Annotated in this window: 18 protein-coding genes; 6 read left to right on the top strand and 12 right to left on the bottom strand. The window is 60.9% G+C overall.

The window, feature by feature from the left end; translation table 11 throughout:
- Nucleotides 1-41 precede the first annotated feature (41 nt).
- Nucleotides 42-1028: a diaminopimelate dehydrogenase gene (locus tag FFV09_RS04320; RefSeq protein WP_141446536.1), complete on the bottom strand. Its 987-nt coding sequence runs from the start codon at nt 1026-1028 to the stop codon at nt 42-44.
- A 381-nt stretch (nt 1029-1409) separates the two neighbouring features.
- Here FFV09_RS04320 and FFV09_RS04315 point away from each other — a divergent pair, with 381 nt between their 5' ends.
- The 5 genes from FFV09_RS04315 to FFV09_RS04295 all read left to right on the top strand — a co-directional run bounded on the left by FFV09_RS04315 (nt 1410) and on the right by FFV09_RS04295 (nt 6798).
- On the top strand, nt 1410-2120 hold the full coding sequence (locus FFV09_RS04315) for a response regulator transcription factor (RefSeq protein ID WP_141446535.1): 711 nt from the start codon (nt 1410-1412) through the stop codon (nt 2118-2120).
- Complete coding sequence (locus tag FFV09_RS04310) at nt 2117-3637, top strand: sensor histidine kinase (protein WP_141446534.1); 1521 nt, start codon at nt 2117-2119, stop codon at nt 3635-3637. Before FFV09_RS04315 ends, FFV09_RS04310 begins: the two co-directional genes overlap by 4 nt.
- Nucleotides 3634-4632, top strand: a complete 999-nt coding sequence (locus tag FFV09_RS04305) for a PepSY domain-containing protein (protein WP_141446533.1) — start codon at nt 3634-3636, stop codon at nt 4630-4632. Before FFV09_RS04310 ends, FFV09_RS04305 begins: the two co-directional genes overlap by 4 nt.
- A gap of 206 nt (nt 4633-4838) precedes the next feature.
- Complete coding sequence (locus tag FFV09_RS04300; RefSeq protein WP_170314934.1) at nt 4839-5540, top strand: PepSY domain-containing protein; 702 nt, start codon at nt 4839-4841, stop codon at nt 5538-5540.
- 265 nt (nt 5541-5805) lie between these two features.
- A complete protein-coding gene (locus FFV09_RS04295) occupies nt 5806-6798 on the top strand; it encodes a DUF418 domain-containing protein (RefSeq protein ID WP_141446531.1) in 993 nt (330 codons plus the stop codon).
- A 128-nt stretch (nt 6799-6926) separates the two neighbouring features.
- On the opposite strand, the gene FFV09_RS04290 is transcribed toward FFV09_RS04295, so the two are convergent.
- Nucleotides 6927-7595 (bottom strand): S-layer homology domain-containing protein, encoded by a 669-nt coding sequence (locus FFV09_RS04290; RefSeq protein ID WP_170314933.1) that lies wholly within the window; start codon nt 7593-7595, stop codon nt 6927-6929.
- A gap of 172 nt (nt 7596-7767) precedes the next feature.
- Between FFV09_RS04290 and FFV09_RS04285 the strand changes: the two genes are divergently transcribed.
- On the top strand, nt 7768-8463 hold the full coding sequence (locus FFV09_RS04285; protein WP_141446529.1) for an MgtC/SapB family protein: 696 nt from the start codon (nt 7768-7770) through the stop codon (nt 8461-8463).
- 41 nt (nt 8464-8504) lie between these two features.
- Here the strand turns inward: FFV09_RS04285 and FFV09_RS04280 are convergent, their stop codons facing one another.
- The 10 genes from FFV09_RS04280 to FFV09_RS04235 form a co-directional block, all read right to left on the bottom strand.
- Nucleotides 8505-9578 carry a hypothetical protein gene (locus FFV09_RS04280; protein ID WP_141446528.1) on the bottom strand — a complete coding sequence of 358 codons (1074 nt, stop codon included), beginning with the start codon at nt 9576-9578 and terminating at the stop codon, nt 8505-8507.
- 1 nt (nt 9579) lies between these two features.
- Nucleotides 9580-11403 carry an HSP90 family protein gene (locus FFV09_RS04275; protein WP_141446527.1) on the bottom strand — a complete coding sequence of 608 codons (1824 nt, stop codon included), beginning with the start codon at nt 11401-11403 and terminating at the stop codon, nt 9580-9582.
- Nucleotides 11404-11607: 204 nt separating this feature from the next.
- Nucleotides 11608-12909: a pyrimidine-nucleoside phosphorylase gene (locus tag FFV09_RS04270; protein WP_141446526.1), complete on the bottom strand. Its 1302-nt coding sequence runs from the start codon at nt 12907-12909 to the stop codon at nt 11608-11610.
- A 122-nt stretch (nt 12910-13031) separates the two neighbouring features.
- Nucleotides 13032-13739 carry a purine-nucleoside phosphorylase gene (gene deoD / locus FFV09_RS04265; RefSeq protein WP_141446525.1) on the bottom strand — a complete coding sequence of 236 codons (708 nt, stop codon included), beginning with the start codon at nt 13737-13739 and terminating at the stop codon, nt 13032-13034.
- 84 nt (nt 13740-13823) lie between these two features.
- Entirely contained in the window at nt 13824-15005 is a 1182-nt protein-coding gene (gene deoB / locus FFV09_RS04260) for a phosphopentomutase (RefSeq protein WP_141446524.1), read from the bottom strand.
- 43 nt (nt 15006-15048) lie between these two features.
- Nucleotides 15049-16242, bottom strand: coding sequence for a NupC/NupG family nucleoside CNT transporter (locus FFV09_RS04255; protein ID WP_141446523.1), 1194 nt, complete (start codon nt 16240-16242; stop codon nt 15049-15051).
- A gap of 171 nt (nt 16243-16413) precedes the next feature.
- A complete protein-coding gene (locus FFV09_RS04250) occupies nt 16414-16812 on the bottom strand; it encodes a cytidine deaminase (protein ID WP_141450324.1) in 399 nt (132 codons plus the stop codon).
- A gap of 160 nt (nt 16813-16972) precedes the next feature.
- Nucleotides 16973-17638 carry a deoxyribose-phosphate aldolase gene (gene deoC, locus FFV09_RS04245; RefSeq protein WP_141446522.1) on the bottom strand — a complete coding sequence of 222 codons (666 nt, stop codon included), beginning with the start codon at nt 17636-17638 and terminating at the stop codon, nt 16973-16975.
- A gap of 160 nt (nt 17639-17798) precedes the next feature.
- Nucleotides 17799-18749 carry a hypothetical protein gene (locus FFV09_RS04240; protein WP_141446521.1) on the bottom strand — a complete coding sequence of 317 codons (951 nt, stop codon included), beginning with the start codon at nt 18747-18749 and terminating at the stop codon, nt 17799-17801.
- 139 nt (nt 18750-18888) lie between these two features.
- The gene (locus tag FFV09_RS04235; protein WP_141450323.1) at nt 18889-19827 is read right to left on the bottom strand and encodes a DNA-binding transcriptional repressor DeoR; all 939 of its coding nucleotides are present in this window, start codon (nt 19825-19827) and stop codon (nt 18889-18891) included.
- Between the last annotated feature and the right edge of the window lie 140 nt (nt 19828-19967).

The following is a 19967-nucleotide window of genomic DNA, read 5'->3' as shown; positions in this document are numbered from 1 at the left end:
ATTACAACAATTCTCTTCGCAGTTCTGCAAAGTGAATTGGACTATAACAATTCTCTTCGCAGTTCTGCAGCCGATTTCGGGGACAGGTGGCCGAGCGGAATGTCGAAGACGGTACGGGCGCCGCTCTGGCCTTCGGCGGCCAGACGGACGGCGGCGCGGGCATAGGCGACAAGGACGCTGGCGGTGAATTCCGGGTTGCTCTCCAGTTCCAGCCCGAATTCGATACGCTGCTTGCTGCCCGCTCCGGTCACTCCGCTGCGGATAACGAAGCCGCCGTGCGGCATGCCGGAATGTTCGCGCTCCAGCTCTTCCTGCGTAATGAACGTGACGCTTGTGTCATAGTCGGCAAAATAGTTCGGCATGGAGACGATCGCTTCGCGAATGGCGTTCTCGTCCGCGCCGTCTTCCGCGACGACGTAGCAGTTGCGCGCATGCTTCTCGCGCGTTTCGAACTCCGGCGTCTCGCCCGAGCGGATCGCGTCGATCGCGGCCTGGACCGGCACGGTGTACTGTACGCCCGCGCGTACGCCCGGCACGCGCCGGATCGCGTCGGAGTGTCCCTGGCTGACGCCGCTGCCCCAGAACGTGTATTCTTTGCCTTCCGGCAAAATCGACTGCGCCAGCAGGCGGTTCATCGAGAACAAGCCCGGGTCCCAGCCGGTCGAGATGACGCTGAGCTTGCCGCCCAGCAGCGCCGCCGTATGGACCCGATCGTAGAACTCGGGGATTTTGGCGTGTGTATCGAAACTGTCCACCGTGTGGAACAGCGCCGCAAGCTGCGGCGTCTGCTCCGGCAGGTCCGTGGCGGACCCGCCGCAGAGAATCATGACGTCGATCTCTTCCTTATAGCGTTCAACGTCCGACATATGTACGAAACGGAGCGATTCTCCGCGCTGCTCCAGCGACTTGGGATCGCGCCGGCTGAATACGGCCACAAGCTCCATGTCCGGATTTTGCGCAATCGCGCTGCGTACGCCGCGGCCGAGATTGCCGTAACCGGCGATACCGATTCTAATTTTTTGCTGCATGTAAGAATCCCCCCTGATCTAGACGAATGATAGAAATATCTGAATATCCGTTAAGTATAGAAAAAGATAACACCCCATGTAAACTGTTCGACAGTATTTTTTGAGAAAATGCAACCAAAGACCTACGATTTTCCGTCAAATTCCGGACGCAACCGGTCAAGCCTTCCCCGCAATCTCCAACAGGCGTTCCCGCTTCTTTCTGGCGGAGTCGACCGGTTTCGCTTAGAATATGGAACAAGACGTCCCGGCGACAAGCGGCGGGCGGCGAACCTTGAACGTTACACGCGCGTGATCCCACTATTGAACGAACGCCGAAGCGGAAGGCCCGTCCGATCTCGGAGATCGGCGGGCGAAGAAGCGACGGACAAAGGAGGACCGGCTGTGACCGGAACGATACTGATCATTGAAGACGAAGAGAAAATCGCGCGGCTGCTCGAACTGGAGCTGGGCTACGAAGGATACCGGACCGGGCGGGCCGGATCGGGTGCGGAAGGACTGGACAAATACAGGGAGCAGGACTGGGACCTGATTTTGCTGGACGTCATGCTGCCCGGATTCAGCGGCATCGAAGTACTGCGTCGCATTCGCGCGACCGACTCGCTGACACCCGTCATTTTGCTGACCGCCAAAGACTCCGTGGAAGACAAAGTGTCGGGACTCGATCTCGGCGCAAGCGACTACGTCACCAAGCCGTTCCAGATCGAAGAACTGCTCGCGCGGATCCGTTCGGCGCTGCGCGCACGGGCGGCGGCGGGCAATGGGCGGGAAGAAGAAGCACTGCTGCGCGAAGACGGCCTGAGCGCGGGCAGCCTCAGATTGAACGAACAGACGCGGGAAGTGTACCGCGGCGAACGCCGGATCGACCTGACGCCGCGCGAGTTCGACCTGCTCGTCTTCCTGCTGCGCAACCAGCGCCAGGTGCTGAGCCGGGAGCAGATCATCCGCGAAGTGTGGGGCTATGATTATGCCGGCGACACGAACGTGGTGGACGTCTATATCCGCTACGTGCGCAAAAAAATCGACGAAGACGGCCTGCCCGAACTGATCTATACCGTTCGGGGCGTCGGCTACGTGCTCAAGGAAGCTCCATGAAGCTGAAAAGCAAAATTTATTTGTATTCGTCGGTCCTGTTCGCGGCGCTGCTGGCGGCGGCCTGCATCTCGATCTATCTGCTGTTCGAGAAAATGTCGCTGGACGCGGAGAGTCACCGGTTCGAGATGGAAGCCGAACTGACCGCCGAGCGGATCAGCGAATCGGCTTCGCGGACCGCGCCGGACGACCTGCTGCGCGCGTACGCGCCAGCCGACGGGATGCTGCGCGTCGTCGAGCCCGACGGCACCAGCCTGGCCCGTCCCGTGACGGCCAGCGAAGACACGCAGCTGAGCGAGCGGCTCAGCAGCGAACCGTACGCGTACACGGCCGCGCACGCCGCCGAGCGGCTGCGCAGCGGCGGAGAAGGCTATATCCGCGTCTCCGTGCCGGTCATCTGGTCCGACGGCGAAGTGCTGAGCGTGCAGATCAGCCGCAGCATCGCCGATATCGAAGACCGGTTCAACGTGCTGAAGACCGTGCTCGTCATCGTGGCGCTGCTGGCGCTTATTCCGGCCATACTGGCCAGCACGGTGCTGGCGAACCGGATCGTCAAACCGATTGCCGTCCTGACCGGCACGATGGGCGATATTCGGCGAAGCGGCCGTTTCCAGCAGATCGAGACCGGTCAGCAGCCGGGCGACGAACTGGCGGAGATGGGCCGGACGTTCAACGAGATGATCGGGCTGCTGGAAGGCAACTTCGCCCGTCAGGAGCGGTTCGTCTCCGACGCTTCCCATGAGCTCAAGACGCCGCTCACCATTATCGAGAGCTATGCCAGCCTGCTCAAGCGCCGGGGCAAAGAGCGTCCCGAAGTGTTCGACGAAGCGGTCGACGCCATTTTGTCGGAATCGGTCAGGATGCGCGAGCTGACGGAACGGCTGCTCCATCTGGCCCGAAGTCCCGAAGCGGACAGCCTGGAATTCACCGACGCCGATCTGGCGGAATCGGCGCAGGACTCCGCGCGCGCGTTCGTGCGGGCTTACGGGCGGGATATCGAAGTGCGGGCGCCCGAGCCGGTGTTCGTGCGGACCGATCCGGCCAAAGTCCGGCAGCTGCTGTTCATCCTGCTGGATAACGCGCGCAAATACAGCGAAGACCGGATCACGCTCGAAGCGAGCGGCGGAGGCGGACAGCCGGCCGAACTGAAAGTCATCGACCGGGGGATCGGCATCTCCGCCGAAGAACTGCCCAAAGTGTTCGACCGCTTCTACCGCGTCGATTCTTCCCGTACCCGCAGCACGGGCGCGGGCGGTTCGGGACTCGGCTTGTCGCTGGCGCAGGATCTGGCGCAGGCGCTCGATATTCGCATCGGGATCCGAAGCGAAGAAGGGACGGGCACGACCGTCACCTTGCAGTTTCCCGGCGCCGGTGCAGGTGCAGGCGCCGGCGAACGGGGGCTGCGCGACAAGCTGCCGGCGCGCGGCCGACGGGCGCGGAGCGAAGACGAGCCGGAGAACGGCCGGCGGACGTCCCGGCCCGACGGGGCGGATTCCGGCGAAGGAGGCGAAGTCAAATGAGACGAAGAACGGCGGGGATGGCGGCGACGGCATTGGCCGCGGCAGGCGCTGCCGGGCTGCTGCTGTGGAGCCCTTGGAGTTCCGCGGAGCCGTCTTTGACCCAGGCGCAGGCGCAGAGCAAGCTGCTGAAGCTGTACACGGGCCAGATCGAGTCCGCGAGCCGCAGCGGCGATCTGTACGAGATGACGCTGAGAACCGATACCGGGCTGTACACAGTGAAGCTGTATGTGGAAGACGGACGGGTAGAATCTATTCGCCGGCTGGAAGCGACGACCGCTCCGCCGCGCGAAATCGTAAGCCGGGACCAGATCAAGACCCGGCTGGAGCAGCAGGCGGGGGTGCGGGTCGAGCGTTTGGAACTTGAGAACGCCGACGGAGGCGAAGAACGTCTCTACGTGGCCGATCTGGCCGCAGCTTCGGGAGAGCGGCGCAGGCTGCGGATCGACGCGTACACCGGAGAGACGCTGCAGGACACGGTGCTGCCCGGTGACGCTCCGGTCGCCGGCGGCGATAGCGGCGGCGCAAACGGCGGGGACGCCGGCACTGCGCCTTCGGTTCCGTCCCCGGCCGGGCCGGGCGGAACCGAAGGCGGGAATCCGCCTGCAAACGGCGGCTCTCCCGAACCGGGAACGCCCGGGAATCCGGGCGGCGGCGCGGCGTCCGGCGGCACGAATGCCCGGCTGCTGAGCGAACGCCAGGCGAGAGCCGCGGCCGCGGCGGCGCTTGGCGTCGAAGTCGGCGCCGTCGAGGAGAGCGACGCCGAACTGCGCAGCGAAGAAGACGGACAGGCATATTACCTCGTCGACGTCGAATTGAAAAACGGCCGCAAAGCCGAAGTGCAGATCAACGCGGTATCCGGCGCGATGCAGACGATCACATGGGACGAAGACGAGGAAGAAGCTTCGCAGCCGTCTCCGCCGGGCTCGACGAATGCGCCGGGCAGTACGGACGACGAAGACGGAGACGGAGATGACGACGCGGACGACGATACGTAGAGCCGTTCGTCCGCCGTCCCGGGCACGGGCCGTTCATGGGATAACTTCCTGTGAACGGCCTTCTTTTTTTCTCATGGAATTCTAATGAAGCTCTCCCCGCATTCTCAGACGTGGGGGTTAATCTAATTATGCGGCAGGGAAGAACAGACGCCCTGCAAGTTATAACCGAACCACAACCCACACAGAAGAAAGAGGAGGAGATTAACATGGTAAAACGTAAAGTGATGATCGGAGCGGTAGCGGCTGCATTGACACTCGGAGGAACGGCGGCATTCGCGAACGGAGCGGGTACGACAGGCGGCGCAGCCGGGTCCACGCAGGCGGAAACGGTCAATATCTCGTCGACTTCCAAAAAGATGATCTCGAAAACCCAGGCCAAAGCGATCGCTCTTAAAGCGCAAAAAGGCAAAGTCGACGATATCGAACTGAAAAAACGCGGCGGCAAAGCGTATTACGAAGTCGACATCGACCGCCAACGCGGCGACGTGGACGTCTGGGTGGACGCGTACACCGGGGCCGTGCTCAAAGTCGTCAAAGACGACGATCTCACGGACAACAACGACGATGATCGCGATGATGACCGCGACGACGACCGTAACGACGACGATGACCGCGTCGGATCGGCCGCCGGGCAAAATGCGGCAGCCGCGGTGAAATATACGGCCGCCCAGGCTTCGGCAATCGCCGTTAAGCATGTCGGCAGCGGCACCGTAACCGACAACGACCTTGATCGCGACGACGGCCGTTACGTCTACGAGATCGACATCCGCACCGCGACGGGCAGCGCCGACGTCCAAATCGACGCCAACACGGGCAAAGTGCTGTGGAGCGATATCGATAACGACGACAATGACGACGATCGTTACGACGACAATGACAACGATGATGACAACGACGACGATAACTAAGCGCGCGTAAGCGGACGAAGAAGCGGGAATTCCCGCTTCTTTTTTTGCGTTTGGATTACGCATCTCGGAAGCGGAGGAACTCCGCTTCTTTTTCGCCTCCGCTATTGCCGACGTGCCGCTCTCCGATCCGATAGAGCCGAACGCCGCCTTACTTCCGCTGTAAGCCGGGCGTAAGGAACATCGCTGGCGGCTCGCGGCTTGGAGCGGTAGGCTGGTCAGGAGAATAAGCGGACCGGCAAGATCCGCATACAGCAGAGGGACATTTATGAAAAGACTGGAATCGATCGACATCGTCAGGGGATTCGCCCTGCTGGGCATCCTGTTCGTCAATATGCAGCAGATGCTGTATCCGAATACCGACATCGACGCAAGCTGGACGGACCGGTTGTTGTTCAATACGTTGGAATATGGCATCAGCCACCGGTTTTTCGTCATTTTTTCGTTTTTGTTCGGGACCGGGTTTTATTTGTTTATGCAGAGCGCGCAGCGAAAAGGACTGCGCGTAGGACCGTTGTTTGTGCGCCGGCTGCTAATTTTGCTGCTGATCGGCCTCATTCACCATCTGTTCCAGCCCGGCGAAGTGTTGGTGTATTACGCCATCCTCGGATTTTTGCTGCTTCCGTTTCGCCGGGCCAAGTCGTGGCTGCTGCTTGCAGCCGGCCTTGTCGTTACGGGACTTGGCCTCTATATGGGCTCGATCATCCTCACGTACGGCATGTTCCTGCTCGGGTATTGGGCCGGCCGGATCGGCTTGTTCGAACCGGGCCGGCATGTGAAAGGATTGTCGGTGACGCTGATCGTTTCGCTGCTGCTGATCTATCCGGCCGCCAGGCTCCAGCAGCTCGTCATGGATCAGACCGGTCTGTACGATACGGCAAGCGCGCTCGGCGGCCTGCCGCTCAGCGTCTTTTACGTCACGGCCCTTATGCGGCTGTGCGATTTCGCGGCTGTGCGCCGCAAGCTTGCCCCGCTTGCGGCTATGGGCCGCATGGCGCTGACGAATTATTTGCTGCAAACGGCAATCGTGGTGTCGTTGTCCGCCGCGTTCGGCTGGAGGGAACATATTACGCTGCCTGTACTGTGCGCGGTCGCGATCGCCATTTTGATCGTGCAGGCGGCAGGCAGTAGGCTGTGGATGCGTTTCTTCACGATGGGGCCGTTCGAATTCCTGTGGCGGCTCGGCACCTACGGCCCGAAGTCGGCGCAGCCGCTGCGGCGTAAAAACGAACAGGAGGCGTCCGCGTCTTCTCATGCGTAGATCCATTCCGAATAAAAAGCGTCTCCCCGCGGGGAGACGCTTTTTGGCTGCCGATCCTGCCGATCCTGCCGAGCTTGCAGAACCTGTCTATCTTGCCGAACGTGCCGCTCCTGTATGGGTAGGCCGCTTTACTGCTCTGCGATCACATTCGCCAACACGGCCGCGCGGTACAGAATATCCGCGGCCGCGGCCCGCGTCAGCTGCTCGTTCGGGCGAATGTTTCCTTGGTCGTCCAGCTCCAGCAGGCCGAACGCGAGCGCTTCCTGCATCGTTCCGCTGCTGCCGTCCGGAATGGACGCTTCGTCCGTGATCCGTACCGGAATCAGCTTGAATACCGGCAGGGCGCTTTCGTTCTGGCCGGCCCGAATAAGCAGGGAAACGAACGAAGCGCGGGTCGCCGCGGCGTTCGGATCGAGGTCTTTGGGCAAATCGAGGTCGTTGTACGACGCGATGACGAGCGCTTCGGCGTACCAGGCTTGATCGTCGGCTTTGGAGAAATAATCGGACGCTTCCGGTTTGCGGACGAACTGCAGCCCGCCGAGGTCCAGGTCGAACGTGTCTACGACGAGCCGGATCGCCTGGGCGTTGGTCAGCGTGCCCTGCGGCCGGAACTGGCCGTCCGCCGAGCCGTGCACGAGACCGGCCTGCTGCAGCGCGCGGATCTTGGACGCTTCCGGCACCCGGTTCAGGTCGCCGAACGGCGCCGCCGCGTAGGCCGATCCGCCCGACACAGCCGCCAATAGAATCGCCGAAGCGGCTCCGATCGATATCCATTTCGGTGCGGGTTTCTTTTTCATCATCAGATGCTCCTCTCGCTGCCTGTTATGTCCTCCAGACGGCGGTCTGCGGAAGAAGGTTGCAGCGTTTGTCAAAAAGGAAGAGCGTTTGTGTAAACTCGGGGTAAAAAAAGAGCAGGCATTCAAGTCGCGTACACCGTTTGTTAACGCGAATGGGAAAGGAGCAAAAAATATGGGATATTTCGACGTGATCGATCTGCCGATGGAGCTGGAGCATCTGCTGCGCGTTCTGATCGCCGGCGTATGCGGAGCGTTGATCGGGTACGAACGCAAAAGCAGGCGCAAAGAAGCCGGGACGCGGACCCATTTCATCGTCGCGGTAGGCGCCGCGCTGATCATGGTCATTTCCAAATACGGATTCATGGATCTGGAAGGGCGGGACGGCGTACAGATCGATCCGACCAAAGTCGCGTCCGAGATCGTCAGCGGTATCGGTTTTCTCGGAGCCGGGATGATCTTCATGCGCAAATATACGATCAACGGACTGACAACGGCTGCCGGGATGTGGGCAACGGCGGGCGTAGGCATGGCGATGGGCGCGGGCTTGTACATTCTGGGCATCGTCGCCACGCTGCTGATCTACCTGACCCAGATCATGATGCACGGCAATTTCAAAGGCAAACTGGTCGCTTCGACGCACCGGCTGATCGTGACGGTCCGGCAGGAGCCCGGTGCGTCCGAACGTTTCCGGCAGCTGATCGAAGAACGCGGGCTGACGCTGATCGATTTCAAGTCGGGCGGCAAAGACGAAGAGAAAAGGCAGCTGACGCTGGAGATGGTCGTGCGCCTGCCCAAAGGCATGACCGCCGATCAACTGATGCCGCTGCTGGAAGAACGGGGCGATATTTTGGCGCTCGAATTCAAATAACGCCAATAACGTCAATAACGCCAAAAAAAGGAGAGGGGCGCTTAGCCTCTCTCCTTCAGCAGGTTACGACCGTACTCCGTGTAGTAGGCATTGCCGTTGCGCCGGTCGAGCGCGGCGGCCGTCCCGAACGCTTCGCTCTCAAGATTGGCGCGCAGTTCGTCCGGCCGGTCCGCCAGCTCGTAGAAGCGCGAAGACGGAGGCAGATTGAGCACGAAAGGTTCGCCGGTGCGGATCAGCTTGCTCAGCAGCGCGGCGGCGTTAAGTCCGAACATCATCCGGTTCAGCGGATCTTCGTGCGTCTCCACCTGCGGCAGATGGCGTTCCAGCAGAGGCAGTCCGCGCTGCGGATCGACAATCGACAGGTAGCCGAGATGCTCGCCGAATTCGTGCGTGAATTGCAGGTTGTCGCGGATCAGCCTGTAGCTCTTGGGCTGCATGGCTTCGGCTTCTTCGGTTCGTCCCAGGCGATGCAGCGGCAGCAGCAGAAACGGAAGCGTCGCGTGCGGCACATGCGCGCAGCTCTCGCGGCCGTCGACGATCGGCTTCGCTTTGCGTACGGCGGCTTCGTCCTGCCCGGTGAGCAGCAGGTAGCGGACCTGTTCGTCCAGCTCGCAGGCGGAACAGTCGCTCATTTCGTCTTTTTTGAGCTTGCCGAATTCTCCGAGCGATTCGCCGGCTTTGCCCAGATCGCCCATGTACATCGCCAATCGGAAGTTGTAATACCAATACGTGCGCTCGCCGGCGCCGTAAGCCTGATAGCGGCGGCGCAAATCCTGCAGCAGCGATTCGATCTGCTCGGCCGGGACGTCGGGGAACGACGGCACGTCGTCGATGACCCATTTGTAGCTCCAGTGCAGCGTATGCGCGTCGAACGCGTCCGGATTGCGGTCGTATTGGCCGAGCATCCAGGAATAGGCGACGATCGCTTTCATCGGGAAGCCGCCGAAGCTCGCCGCTTCCACGATGGCTTCGCGCGCTTCGTACCCGGCTTCGGCGTCTCCGGCCAGATCGGCGATTTCCGCAGCCCGTTCCAGCAGGGCGATCTTGGCCGCTCCGTTGGGCAGATCGTACGCCTGTTCTATCAAATCTTCGAATTCCATCATGAAGTCTTCCACGTTATTCTCCTCCTTGTTCCGATTCCATGCTCCAATCGATCAGCGACAGGATGCCCGCGTTGAGCAGAGCCAATTCCTGGCGGCTCATCGGATAATGGCCCATCATCAGCGCGTTGGCGTACAGCATCTCGACCAGCGTAGGCAGCTTCGCGTTCGGCGGGCCGGCGAACAGTTTGTCCACGACCGGATTATTCAGATTCAGGTACAGGATCGACTGCGCGCTGCCCTGCATGGAACCGCCGAGGCTGCCGAGCACCGAAGCGAACGCCTGCGGGCTTTCTTCGCCGGCGCGTTCGATCGAGCGCAGCGTCGCGGCTTCTTCCGGCAGCGTGAACAGGGCAGGCAGTTCTGTCGGCTTGAACCGCTTGAGCAGCACCCGGCAGCGGAAACGCTGAAGCGAGAGGTCGGCCGCGCGGGCGGCCTGCAGCGTCGCCGACCGTTCTTCCGCGTTCAAGTCGGTAAAAGCGAGCGAGACGTCTTCCGGCAGCAGCCTGCGCGTATCGGCTCCGCTTACGATGCGGGGCAGCGACTGAAGCAGCTCCGCTTCATAGATGTAGCCGCCGTTCACGACGAGCAGCGACTGCGCGGAAGCGACGTGGCGCAGCTGGCGGTAATGGTCGAGCGAAGCGGTGTAATACAGTGTCCGGCGTTCGTCGAGCAGCTCGCCGAGCGTCTTGTGGCCGTATGTACTTTCGAACGGCAGCCAGCGGTAGATCATGCGGTAAAATTCGTCGTCTTCCACGGCCAGGCTTTTCATCGAGAGCGCGTGCAGTTCGAGGATGCGGCGCAGCCGCTGCTGATCCGAGGCGCCCATGCCGATCAGTTCGGAGCGGATCGATTCGCCGAGTTCGCCGCGTACCCGTTCAAGCTGTTCGTTCTCGTAGAAGTGTTCGCGCGAAGCGGTCGGCTGCAGCTCGTCGGTCCAGATCAGGCATTTGACGAAAAAAGCCCACTCCGGCAAAATATTGTCCGCCTGTTCCGAGATCAGCATGCGCTTCAAATAGACTTTGTGCGAACGTTTGGCGTTCAGGTTGACGGCATGCGGCAGCACGTAGGCGATACCGCCTGTGCGCCCGTTCGCTGTCCGCAGCGGGATAAAGTCGCGGAAGCGTTCGCCGAGCCGTTCTTCGCCGAAGCGGAGCACTTCGTCGCGATGGACGTCGGCCAGGTTCGGGCTGAAGATCCAGGCCGGCGGTTCCGGATTGATCCGGCGTTCCCGGCCGCCTTCGGCCAGGCGGATCGGATACGGCAGCAGAGCGCCGTAATGGAGCAGATCGAGTTCCACGGTCCCGGCTTCGAAAAAGAGATCGGTCTCCGGCTTGGCGCGCAAATATACTTTGGTGCCGGGCGTCAGCGACGATTCGAGCTTGCGCAGCGTATACGTGCCGTCCGGTCTTCCGCGCCATTCGATCGACGGGCCGCCCGAGGCCGATTGGGTCAGCATGACGATCTCGTCGCTGACCATGAAGCACGACAGCAGGCCGATCCCGAAGCGGCCGATAAACGACGTCTCGCCCAGCAGTTCGGCGCCGCCGCGCTTCGACGAATGGCCGATCATCGCGAGAAATTCATGCACATCGTCTTCGGTCAGGCCGACGCCGTTATCTTGAAGCAGCAGCGTCGAATTTTCGCCGGAACCGGCCAGTTCGACGAATACTTCGCCCCGGTGTCCCGGCTCCGAATCCAGGCGCGCCGTAATGGCGTCGGTCGCGTTTTGCAGCAGTTCGCGCAGGAAGACGCGGGGACTGCTGTAGAGGTGGTTCGATAAAATGTCGATCATTCCGCTCAGATTGACCTGAAAGCGGTATTCCTCGGAATCGGACATCGGGAAGCCTCCTTGTTTCGCTTGTATGCTTTCTTTCGTATTTTAACGCGTCCCGGTTTGTTTTCCAAATTCGGAGCTGCCGATCTTCGCGGCAGCTCCGAAAAAAGCCGCTTCCGATCCCCGAAGGGACGAAAGCGGCTTTTTGGTTGTGGCGTATGATCGCCGGGCTTCGATACCGAGGCTGCGAAGCCCGGGAATTCGGAATTATTCGATAATCGTGCCGTAGATCAGCGTCGGTGCTTCGGCGCTGTCCGCGATCGAGATCGCCGCGAGGATTTTGGCCTTCACGTTAGCGACGTCTTCGCTGTTCGCGTGAATGGTCACGAGCGATTCGCCTTCCTGCACGGCTTCGCCGACCTTTTTGTTGAGCATCAGGCCGACCGCGAGGTCGATCTCCGATTCTTTGGTCGCGCGGCCCGCGCCGAGCCACATGGCGGCTACGCCGATTTCGTCGGCGACGATCTCGGATACGACGCCGCTGCGCGGAGCCGGTACTTCGATCTTGTAAGCGGCCTGCGGCAGGCGTTCCGGATGGTCGACGACCGAAGCGTCGCCGCCCTGGTTCGCGAGGAAATCGCGGAACTTGTCGAGCGCTTTGCCGTTCGCGATCACTTCGCGCAGCTTGTTCTCCGCGTCTTCAAGCGAGGAGGCTTTGCCCGCGAGGAAGACCATCTGGCTGCCGAGCGCCAGGCACAGGTCTTCCAGGTCTTTAGGGCCGTGGCCTTTGAGCGTGTCGATCGCTTCCTGCACTTCCAGCGCGTTGCCGATCGCGGCGCCGAGCGGTTGGCTCATGTCGGAGATGACGGCCATCGTGCGGCGGCCGACGTTGTTGCCGATGCCGACCATGGCGCGCGCCAGGTCTTTGGAGCCGTCGAGCGTCTTCATGAACGCGCCCGCGCCGGTCTTGACGTCGAGCACGATCGCGTCCGCGCCGGCCGCGATCTTCTTGCTCATGATCGAGCTTGCGATCATCGGGATCGAATCGACCGTCGCCGTTACGTCGCGCAGGGCGTACAGCTTTTTGTCGGCCGGCGTCAGGTTGCCGCTCTGGCCGATGACGGCGATCTTGTGCTCGTTGACGAGCTTCACGAACTCTTCGTTCGTGATCTCGACGTGGAAGCCGGCTACCGCTTCCAGCTTGTCGACGGTGCCGCCCGTATGGCCGAGACCGCGTCCGGACATTTTGGCGACCGGCACGTCAAGCGCCGCGACGAGCGGAGCGAGCACGAGCGTCGTCGTGTCGCCGACGCCGCCGGTGGAGTGCTTGTCGACTTTGACGCCTTCGATCGCCGACAGGTCGATCGTGTCGCCGGAGTTGACCATCGCCATCGTCAGGTCGGCCCGTTCGCGCTGCGTCATGTCTTTGAAAAAGACGGCCATCGAGAAGGCGCTCACCTGGTAATCCGGAATTTCTCCCTTGGTGTAGCCTTCGATGATGAAGTTGATTTCTTCCGTCGTCAATTCTTTGCCGTCGCGTTTTTTCTCGATCAAGTCTACCATTCTCATATGTGTAGGCCTCGCTTTCGTTAAATGAATCCGGCCGTCTTGCGCGCTGTGCGGAAGTCCGGCCGGTCGATGCGTATTGCACGGTACGTGTCGTATTGCAGGATACCCGTTACCGATTGTTTTTACAGGGTCAGGGCTGTCTCCAGCGCCACTTCCATCATGTCGCCAAACGTCGATTGACGCTCGGCCGACGTCGTCTCTTCGCCGGTCAGCAGGTGGTCGCTGACGGTCAGGATCGTCAGGGCGTTCACGCCGAATTTCGCGGCCAGCGAGTACAGCGCTGTCGTCTCCATCTCGACGCCGAGCACGCCGTGCTGCATCAGCTTGGTCGTGACCGTCTTGTCGTCGCGGTAGAAGATGTCGGAGCTGAGGATGTTGCCGACGTGCACGTTCAGGCCTTTGGCCACGGCGCGCTCGTACGCTTCCTTCAGCAGGCCGAAGCTTGCGATCGGAGCGAAGTCGAAGCCCGGGAACGTGTTGCGGTTCATGCTGGAATCGGTGCAGGCGGCCTGCGCCAGAATGACGTCGCGCACGCGTACGCTTTCCTGCATGCCGCCGCAGGTGCCGACGCGGATCAGGTTCTTCACGCCGTATTCGCTGATCAGCTCATTGGCGTAGATCGCGAACGACGGGATGCCCATGCCGGAACCCTGAACGGAAATGCGCTGGCCTTTGTACGTGCCGGTGAAGCCGAGCATGCCGCGGACCTGGTTGTAGCAGACGACGTCTTCGAGATATGTGTCGGCGATAAATTTCGCTCTCAGCGGGTCGCCGGGGAGCAGGATCGTTTCGGCGATATCGCCGACTTTGGCTTCGATATGAACACTCATGGGATGAAAACCTCCGGTTTGGGGATGTGGGATTCGAAAGCTGTCAATAGATGGACGCTGCGAATGGGATAGACCTGCGTACGTTTACTTCAAATCGCCGAGGAAGCTGGTGCCGTATTCCGGCATCTTGACGCCGAAGTTCTCGGCGACGGTGGCGGCGATATCGGCGAAAGTGGTGCGCACGGGCAGCTTGGTGCCGCCATTTTGGAAGCTCGGCGAGTAGGCGAGCAGCGGGACGTATTCGCGCGTATGGTCGGTGCCGCGGTACGTCGGGTCGTTGCCGTGGTCGGCGGTGATCAGCAGCAGGTCGTCGCCGGTCATATTGGCGAACACTTCCGGCAGGCGGGCGTCGTACTCTTCGAGCGCCTGGCCGTAGCCCTGCGGATCGCGGCGATGGCCGAACAGGGCGTCGAAATCGACGAGGTTCAGGAAGCTGAGGCCGTGGAACGGCTTGCCCATTTCCTCGACGAGCTTGTCCATGCCGTCCATGTTGGACACGGTGCGGACGGATTTGGTCACGCCTTCGCCGTCGTAGATATCGGCGATCTTGCCGAGGGCGATCACGTCGAAGCCGCCGTCTTGCAGTTCGTTCATCGTCGTGCGGCCGAACGGTTTGAGCGCGTAGTCATGCCGGCCGGATGTGCGCTTGAACGCGCCGGGTTCGCCGACGAACGGACGGGCGATGATGCGCCCGAGCATGTACGGATCTTCCAGCGTGATCTCGCGGCAGAATTCGCAGATCTCGTACAGTTCCTTGAGCGGAACGATGTCTTCGTGCGCGGCGACCTGAAGCACGGAGTCGGCCGACGTATAGACGATCAGCGCGCCGGTCTTCATATGTTCTTCGCCCAGTTCGTCGAGAATCTCGGTGCCGCTGGCCGGCTTGTTGCCGATCACTTTGCGTCCCGTTTTCTGTTCGATCCGCGAGATCAGCTCGTCGGGGAAGCCGTCCGGGAATACGCGGAACGGCGTATCGATATACAGGCCCATGATTTCCCAATGGCCGGTCATCGTGTCTTTGCCGCGGGAAGCTTCCTGCATTTTGGTGTGGTAGGCGAGAGGGCGGTCCGATTTGGCTACCCCTTGCACTTCCTCGATGTTGGACAGGCCAAGCTTGGCCATGTTCGGCATGTTCAGGCCGCCCATTTCGCGGGCGATATGGCCGAATGTGTCGACTCCGAAATCGTCGAACTCCGCGGCATCCGGCGCTTCGCCGATACCGACCGAGTCCATGACGATCAGGTGAATACGTTTGAATGTGGACATGGTTTAAGCTCCTTTCGAAAGATCCTATTCTACACCTTGCGCGTTAAATGAACAATCCGACGATGATCGCCGACAGCATGCTGACGAGCGTCGCGCCGTACAGCAGCTTGAGGCCGAATCTCGCGACGACGTTGCCCTGTTTTTCATGCAGGCCTTTCACCGCGCCGGCGATGATGCCGATCGAGGAGAAGTTGGCGAACGAGACGAGGAAGACGGACACGATGCCGATGGTGCGGTCGCTCAGGCTTCCGGCTTCGATCAGCGTTTGCAGGCTTACCATCGCGGCAAATTCGTTGGTCATCAGCTTGGTAGCCATGATGCCGCCGGCCGTTATGGCTTCGTTCCACGGCACGCCCATGACGAAAGCGAACGGCGAGAAGACGTAGCCGAGCATTTCCTGGAACGAGATGCCGAAGATCGCGGCGAAGATACCGTTCAGCATGGCGATCAGGGCGACGAAGCCGATCAGCATCGCGGCCACGATAATCGCGACCTTGAAGCCGTCCATGATGTACTCGCCGAGCATTTCGAAGAACGACTGCTTCTCTTCCTCTTCCTGCACTTCCAGTATATCTTCTTCCGGCTCGACTTTATAAGGATTAATGATCGAAGCGATGATAAATCCGCCGAACAGGTTGAGCACGAGCGCGGTGACGACGTACTGCGGCGGAATGAGCGTCATGTAGGCGCCGACGATCGACATGGAGACGGTCGACATGGCCGAGGCGCACAGCGTGTACAGCCGGTGCTTGGGCAGCAGGCCGATCTGTTTTTTGACGGAAATGAACACTTCGGACTGGCCGAGCACAGCCGACGCGACTGCGTTGTACGACTCCAGCTTGCCCATGCCGTTGATCTTGCTCAGCACGAGCCCGATGTAGCGGATGATGAACGGCAGGATGCGCAGGTATTGAAGAATACCGATCAGCGCCGAGATGAAGACGATCGGCATCAGCACGTTCAGGAAGAAGATCGAAGCTCTGTTTTCAGCCAACACGCCGCCGAATACGAACGTAATCCCTTCCCCTGCGTAATCGAGCAGCGCTTCGAACGTTGTGGATACGTACGTAATCAATGTCGTGCCGAGCACGGTGTTGAGCAGCAGGAACGCCAGCAGCGCCTGCAGCACGATCATGACGATCAGCGGACGGTACCGGATTTTGTTTCGGCCGTTGCTGGCGACGAAGGCGAGGCCGAACACGATGGCCAGGCCGAGCAGAGCGATAAGAATATTCATGGACGCAGATCTCCCGGAAATTATTTTTTTGGGTAGCCCACACGGGCAGCACATAAATGAAAAGCAAGAAAAAGATTGAAGCGGTTACAAAAACAGTGAAAAAACGAAATTAAGGACAAGACGATAACCTGTCCGCCGCCGTTCGCAGCGCGGCAGACAGCCGTCAAGCGTTTAGTTCGTTTTGTCCATGTCTTTGGCCTGGAAGTATCCCGGAAGCAGACGGTCCATCGTCCATTCCTCGGTATTGCCGTGCAGGTTCGTCAGGTAGATGCGCGTGTGCTCGTCGGCGAACTCGGCAATAACCTGGCGGCAGGCGCCGCAGGGCGAGACCGGGCCGGCGGTGTCCGCCACGATCGCGATCGCTTCAATCCGGCGAATGCCGTCGGAAGTGGCTTTGAAGATGGCGGTGCGTTCCGCACAGTTCGTCAGGCCGAACGACGCGTTCTCGATATTGCAGCCGGAGTAGATGGTGCCGCCGGCAAGCAGCGCGGCACCGACTTCGAAGTGGGAATAAGGCACGTAAGCGGACGACCGGGCTTCGATCGCGGCTTCGATAAGACGCTCTTTCATGGGATGGCTCATAGCGGAAGACCTCCTGGGATCATGGATGGATAACAAAGAGCGAAACGCTTACAAGTGTCCGCCGCCGCGAGGTCCCGTTCAACGATCGACGGGACCATGAGGCGAAGCGGGCAGCAGCTAACGACGACAGGGGGCAAGAAGACTTCGATCAGTACGAAGAGTCGGACTGGCCGCCCTGCATGATCTTCACGCCGGAGCTTGCGCCGATGCGCGTCGCACCTGCCTGGATCATCGCTTCCATGTCTTCGCGGCTGCGTACGCCGCCGGAAGCTTTGACGCCGAGGTCGGGGCCGACCGTTTTGCGCATCAGGGCCACGTCTTCAGGCGTTGCGCCGCCCGTGGAGAAGCCGGTGGACGTCTTGACGAAGTCGGCGCCCGCACGGACGGACATTTCGCAGGCGAGCACTTTTTCTTCGTCGGTCAGCAGGCACGTCTCGATGATGACTTTGACGATCGCTTTGCCCGAAGCCGCTTCCACGACTGCGCGGATATCGCGTTCGGCCAGTTCGACGCTGCCGCTTTTGAGGGCGCCGATATTCAGTACCATGTCGATCTCGCCGGCTCCTTTTTCGATCGCGTCGCGGGTCTCGAACGCTTTGGTCTCCGGCGTGGACGCGCCCAGCGGGAAGCCGATCACGGTGCACACTTTCACTTCGGTTCCGGCCAGACGTTCCGCCGAGTACGCGACCCACGTCGGGTTGACGCAGACGGATGCGAACTTGTAGGTCTTCGCTTCTTCGATCAGCTTGGCGACTTCGCTCTCTACGGCGTCGGCGCGCAGAAGTGTATGGTCGATCATGGATGCAAGATTCATGTTGGATCTCTCCTTCGGATTCGGATGTATGTCTATCATACCATCTTCGTGAACAAATGCAAAAGGTTACATGAAATTTTGTTCAAAGAAAATGAAAGCGCAACAAAGCCCGCTATCGTCCGCCTCCGCAAGGGGAGGCATACGACAGCGGGCCTGCTGTTCATTTCTTTTTGGCGACCGGCTTTTTCGCAGCCGGCTTCGCCGCCAGTTGGCTCGCGGACGGCTTGGATAGCAGCGTTTTCCAGCCTTCGTAATCGTGCACGTCGAAGCCGGCGAACGCCGGGCTTTGCTTGAGTGTCCGCCGCGCGGATTCCAACTGGGCGTTCAGCGTCTCCGGGCCTTCTTCGTAAAAGGTGACCTTGGGCGTCTCGGCGGAGCGGTTCGTCTCGACGGCGATCCGGACCGGCTTGCCGAGCTGTTCGCCTTCGGCCAGTTCGGCGCGGGCCGCTTCGACGATCGCTTCCGCGGAATCGCGGTAAGCCATAATCGTCACGCCGTCGAAACGGTCGATGATCCAGGCGCTCAGCGTCGAGGTCTCGCCGGGCAGAGCCTGTTCGTGGAACCAGAACGGAATATCGGCTTCGGCGCTCAGGCGCAGTCTGCGCGCTCCGGCCAGCACGACGTTCATGTGGGTCTTCCAGGACTGCAGCAGCGCTTCCCTGCCGGTCGTCCATTCCGGCAGCAGATACGGTTCCACGTCGATATGGATGCCGGAGAACCGTTCATCCATATCGGCGGAGTTCTGATACCCGGTCAGCCAGGAGAGGAAAGCTTCCGGCAGCCGGCGATCCGTCGCCCAGGCCGGCGCGCCGTCAAGCGCGTGCACTTCGATCCGCTGCGCCGAAGCGCGGCGGATAAAGGCCGCGTAATCCGCCGCCGCAAGTTCCGGGTCGATCTGCACGTAGAGCGTCTTCACACCGTTTGCGGCCGCAAAGCGCAGCAGTTCGTCGGGCGACGAGCGCAGCAGCCACGGATTCCAGACCCAGGTCGAGAATCCGTTCGCTTCGCGGGAAGCGGCGCCTGCCGCGCTACCCGGCGCAAGCGAACCGGCGGTCCAGGCCAGCAGCAGGCAGAGCAGCAGGCAGCGGGGAAGGGAGTGGCGAGTGTTCATGGGGATTCCGCACCTTTCGATAAGTCCGTGAATCGGAGGGTTCGTCGTTCGGTCTGTTCGTGCGCCGTCCGTCTCGCGCAGACGGCAGGGCGCGTCGATCTGCGCCCTGCCGTCTATATCGGTCGTTCGGCCGGCAAATTCAATCCGCCAGCAGCGACAGCGCCGTAAATTGATCGGTGACGAGAATGTTGGCGTAGCGTCCGGCCAGAGCGGCGCGGATCGCGCGAATCTTGCGCGGGCCGCCGGCGACGAGAATCGATTTTTCTTTGCGGCGCAGTTCCGGCAGGTCGATGCCGACCGTGCGGGCATTCACTTCCTCGCTGCAGATCCGGCCCTGGTCGTCGAAGAAGCGCGAGCAAATATCGCCAGCTCCGGTGGCCTGCAGCTTCTGCCTCTGGCGGTCGTCGAAGTAACCGAGGCGGAACAGCAGGGCGTCTTCTTCGACCGTGCCGACCGTGAATACCGCCACGTTCGCCTGCCGGCCCAGCTCGATGATGCGCTGGATATGGCGGTCTTCCTCGACCATCCGCTTGAGCTCCACGCTGTCAAAGATAACCGGCAGCGGCAGGTAGCGGGCGACGGTGCCGAACGCCTCGGCGAACATGTTGGCCGTTTCCGCCGCGTAGGTCGGCACCTGGGAATGGCTGACGCCGCCTTTGAGCTGGACGACTTCGACGCCCCGTACCGGCTTGTGGCGCAGGCCGAGCGCGAGGGCGTGCATCGTCGTGCCCCAGGTGATGCCGATGATGTCCCCGTCCTGGATCGTCTCGTCCAGGTAGGCCGCGGCTTCCGCCGCGATCCGTCCGCGAATCTCGCGATAATCGTTTTGCGGCGAATGGCAGACGCGTGCGGCCTGAAGTCCGAAGCGCCGCGAAAGCTCCGTGCCCAGCGCGTCGAGATCTTCCAGCGGATCGGAAATGCTGATGCGGACGAATCCGTTCTCTTTGGCGTGCTGGAGCAGGCGCGAGACGGTCGGGCGGGAAACGCCGAGCCGGGTCGCGATCTCCTGCTGGCTGTAATCCGACATATAGTAGAGCCGCGCAGCCTCTATGCTGAGCCGCTGTCTGTCCAGATCGATTTTGTCCGTCATGATCGTCCCTCGTTTTTTAGGTTCATTATACGTGCCCGCTTTCCCGTTTGCACGGAAGAAAGACAGAGAGGTTGAAGCTGGACGTAAAAAATGGGTCAAAAGGATGAAAAGAGGTTTTTTTCTTGAAA

The sequence above is a fragment of the Saccharibacillus brassicae genome (genome assembly GCF_006542275.1).
GTDB classification, from domain to species: Bacteria; Bacillota; Bacilli; order Paenibacillales; family Paenibacillaceae; genus Saccharibacillus; species Saccharibacillus brassicae.
This window is presented reverse-complemented; position numbering and strand designations above follow the sequence as displayed.

Bases quoted from the DNA above. Each gene is read 5' to 3' on its own strand.
- FFV09_RS04320 (WP_141446536.1), bottom strand. From the start codon at position 1,028: ATGCAGCAAAAAATTAGAATCGGTATCGCCGGTTACGGCAATCTCGGC.
- FFV09_RS04310 (WP_141446534.1), top strand. From the start codon at position 2,117: ATGAAGCTGAAAAGCAAAATTTATTTGTATTCGTCGGTCCTGTTCGCG.
- FFV09_RS04305 (WP_141446533.1), top strand. From the start codon at position 3,634: ATGAGACGAAGAACGGCGGGGATGGCGGCGACGGCATTGGCCGCGGCA.
- FFV09_RS04300 (WP_170314934.1), top strand. From the start codon at position 4,839: ATGGTAAAACGTAAAGTGATGATCGGAGCGGTAGCGGCTGCATTGACA.
- FFV09_RS04295 (WP_141446531.1), top strand. From the start codon at position 5,806: ATGAAAAGACTGGAATCGATCGACATCGTCAGGGGATTCGCCCTGCTG.
- FFV09_RS04290 (WP_170314933.1), bottom strand. From the start codon at position 7,595: ATGAAAAAGAAACCCGCACCGAAATGGATATCGATCGGAGCCGCTTCG.
- FFV09_RS04285 (WP_141446529.1), top strand. From the start codon at position 7,768: ATGGGATATTTCGACGTGATCGATCTGCCGATGGAGCTGGAGCATCTG.
- FFV09_RS04275 (WP_141446527.1), bottom strand. From the start codon at position 11,403: ATGTCCGATTCCGAGGAATACCGCTTTCAGGTCAATCTGAGCGGAATG.
- FFV09_RS04270 (WP_141446526.1), bottom strand. From the start codon at position 12,909: ATGAGAATGGTAGACTTGATCGAGAAAAAACGCGACGGCAAAGAATTG.
- deoD (WP_141446525.1), bottom strand. From the start codon at position 13,739: ATGAGTGTTCATATCGAAGCCAAAGTCGGCGATATCGCCGAAACGATC.
- deoB (WP_141446524.1), bottom strand. From the start codon at position 15,005: ATGTCCACATTCAAACGTATTCACCTGATCGTCATGGACTCGGTCGGT.
- FFV09_RS04255 (WP_141446523.1), bottom strand. From the start codon at position 16,242: ATGAATATTCTTATCGCTCTGCTCGGCCTGGCCATCGTGTTCGGCCTC.
- FFV09_RS04250 (WP_141450324.1), bottom strand. From the start codon at position 16,812: ATGAAAGAGCGTCTTATCGAAGCCGCGATCGAAGCCCGGTCGTCCGCT.
- deoC (WP_141446522.1), bottom strand. From the start codon at position 17,638: ATGAATCTTGCATCCATGATCGACCATACACTTCTGCGCGCCGACGCC.
- FFV09_RS04240 (WP_141446521.1), bottom strand. From the start codon at position 18,749: ATGAACACTCGCCACTCCCTTCCCCGCTGCCTGCTGCTCTGCCTGCTG.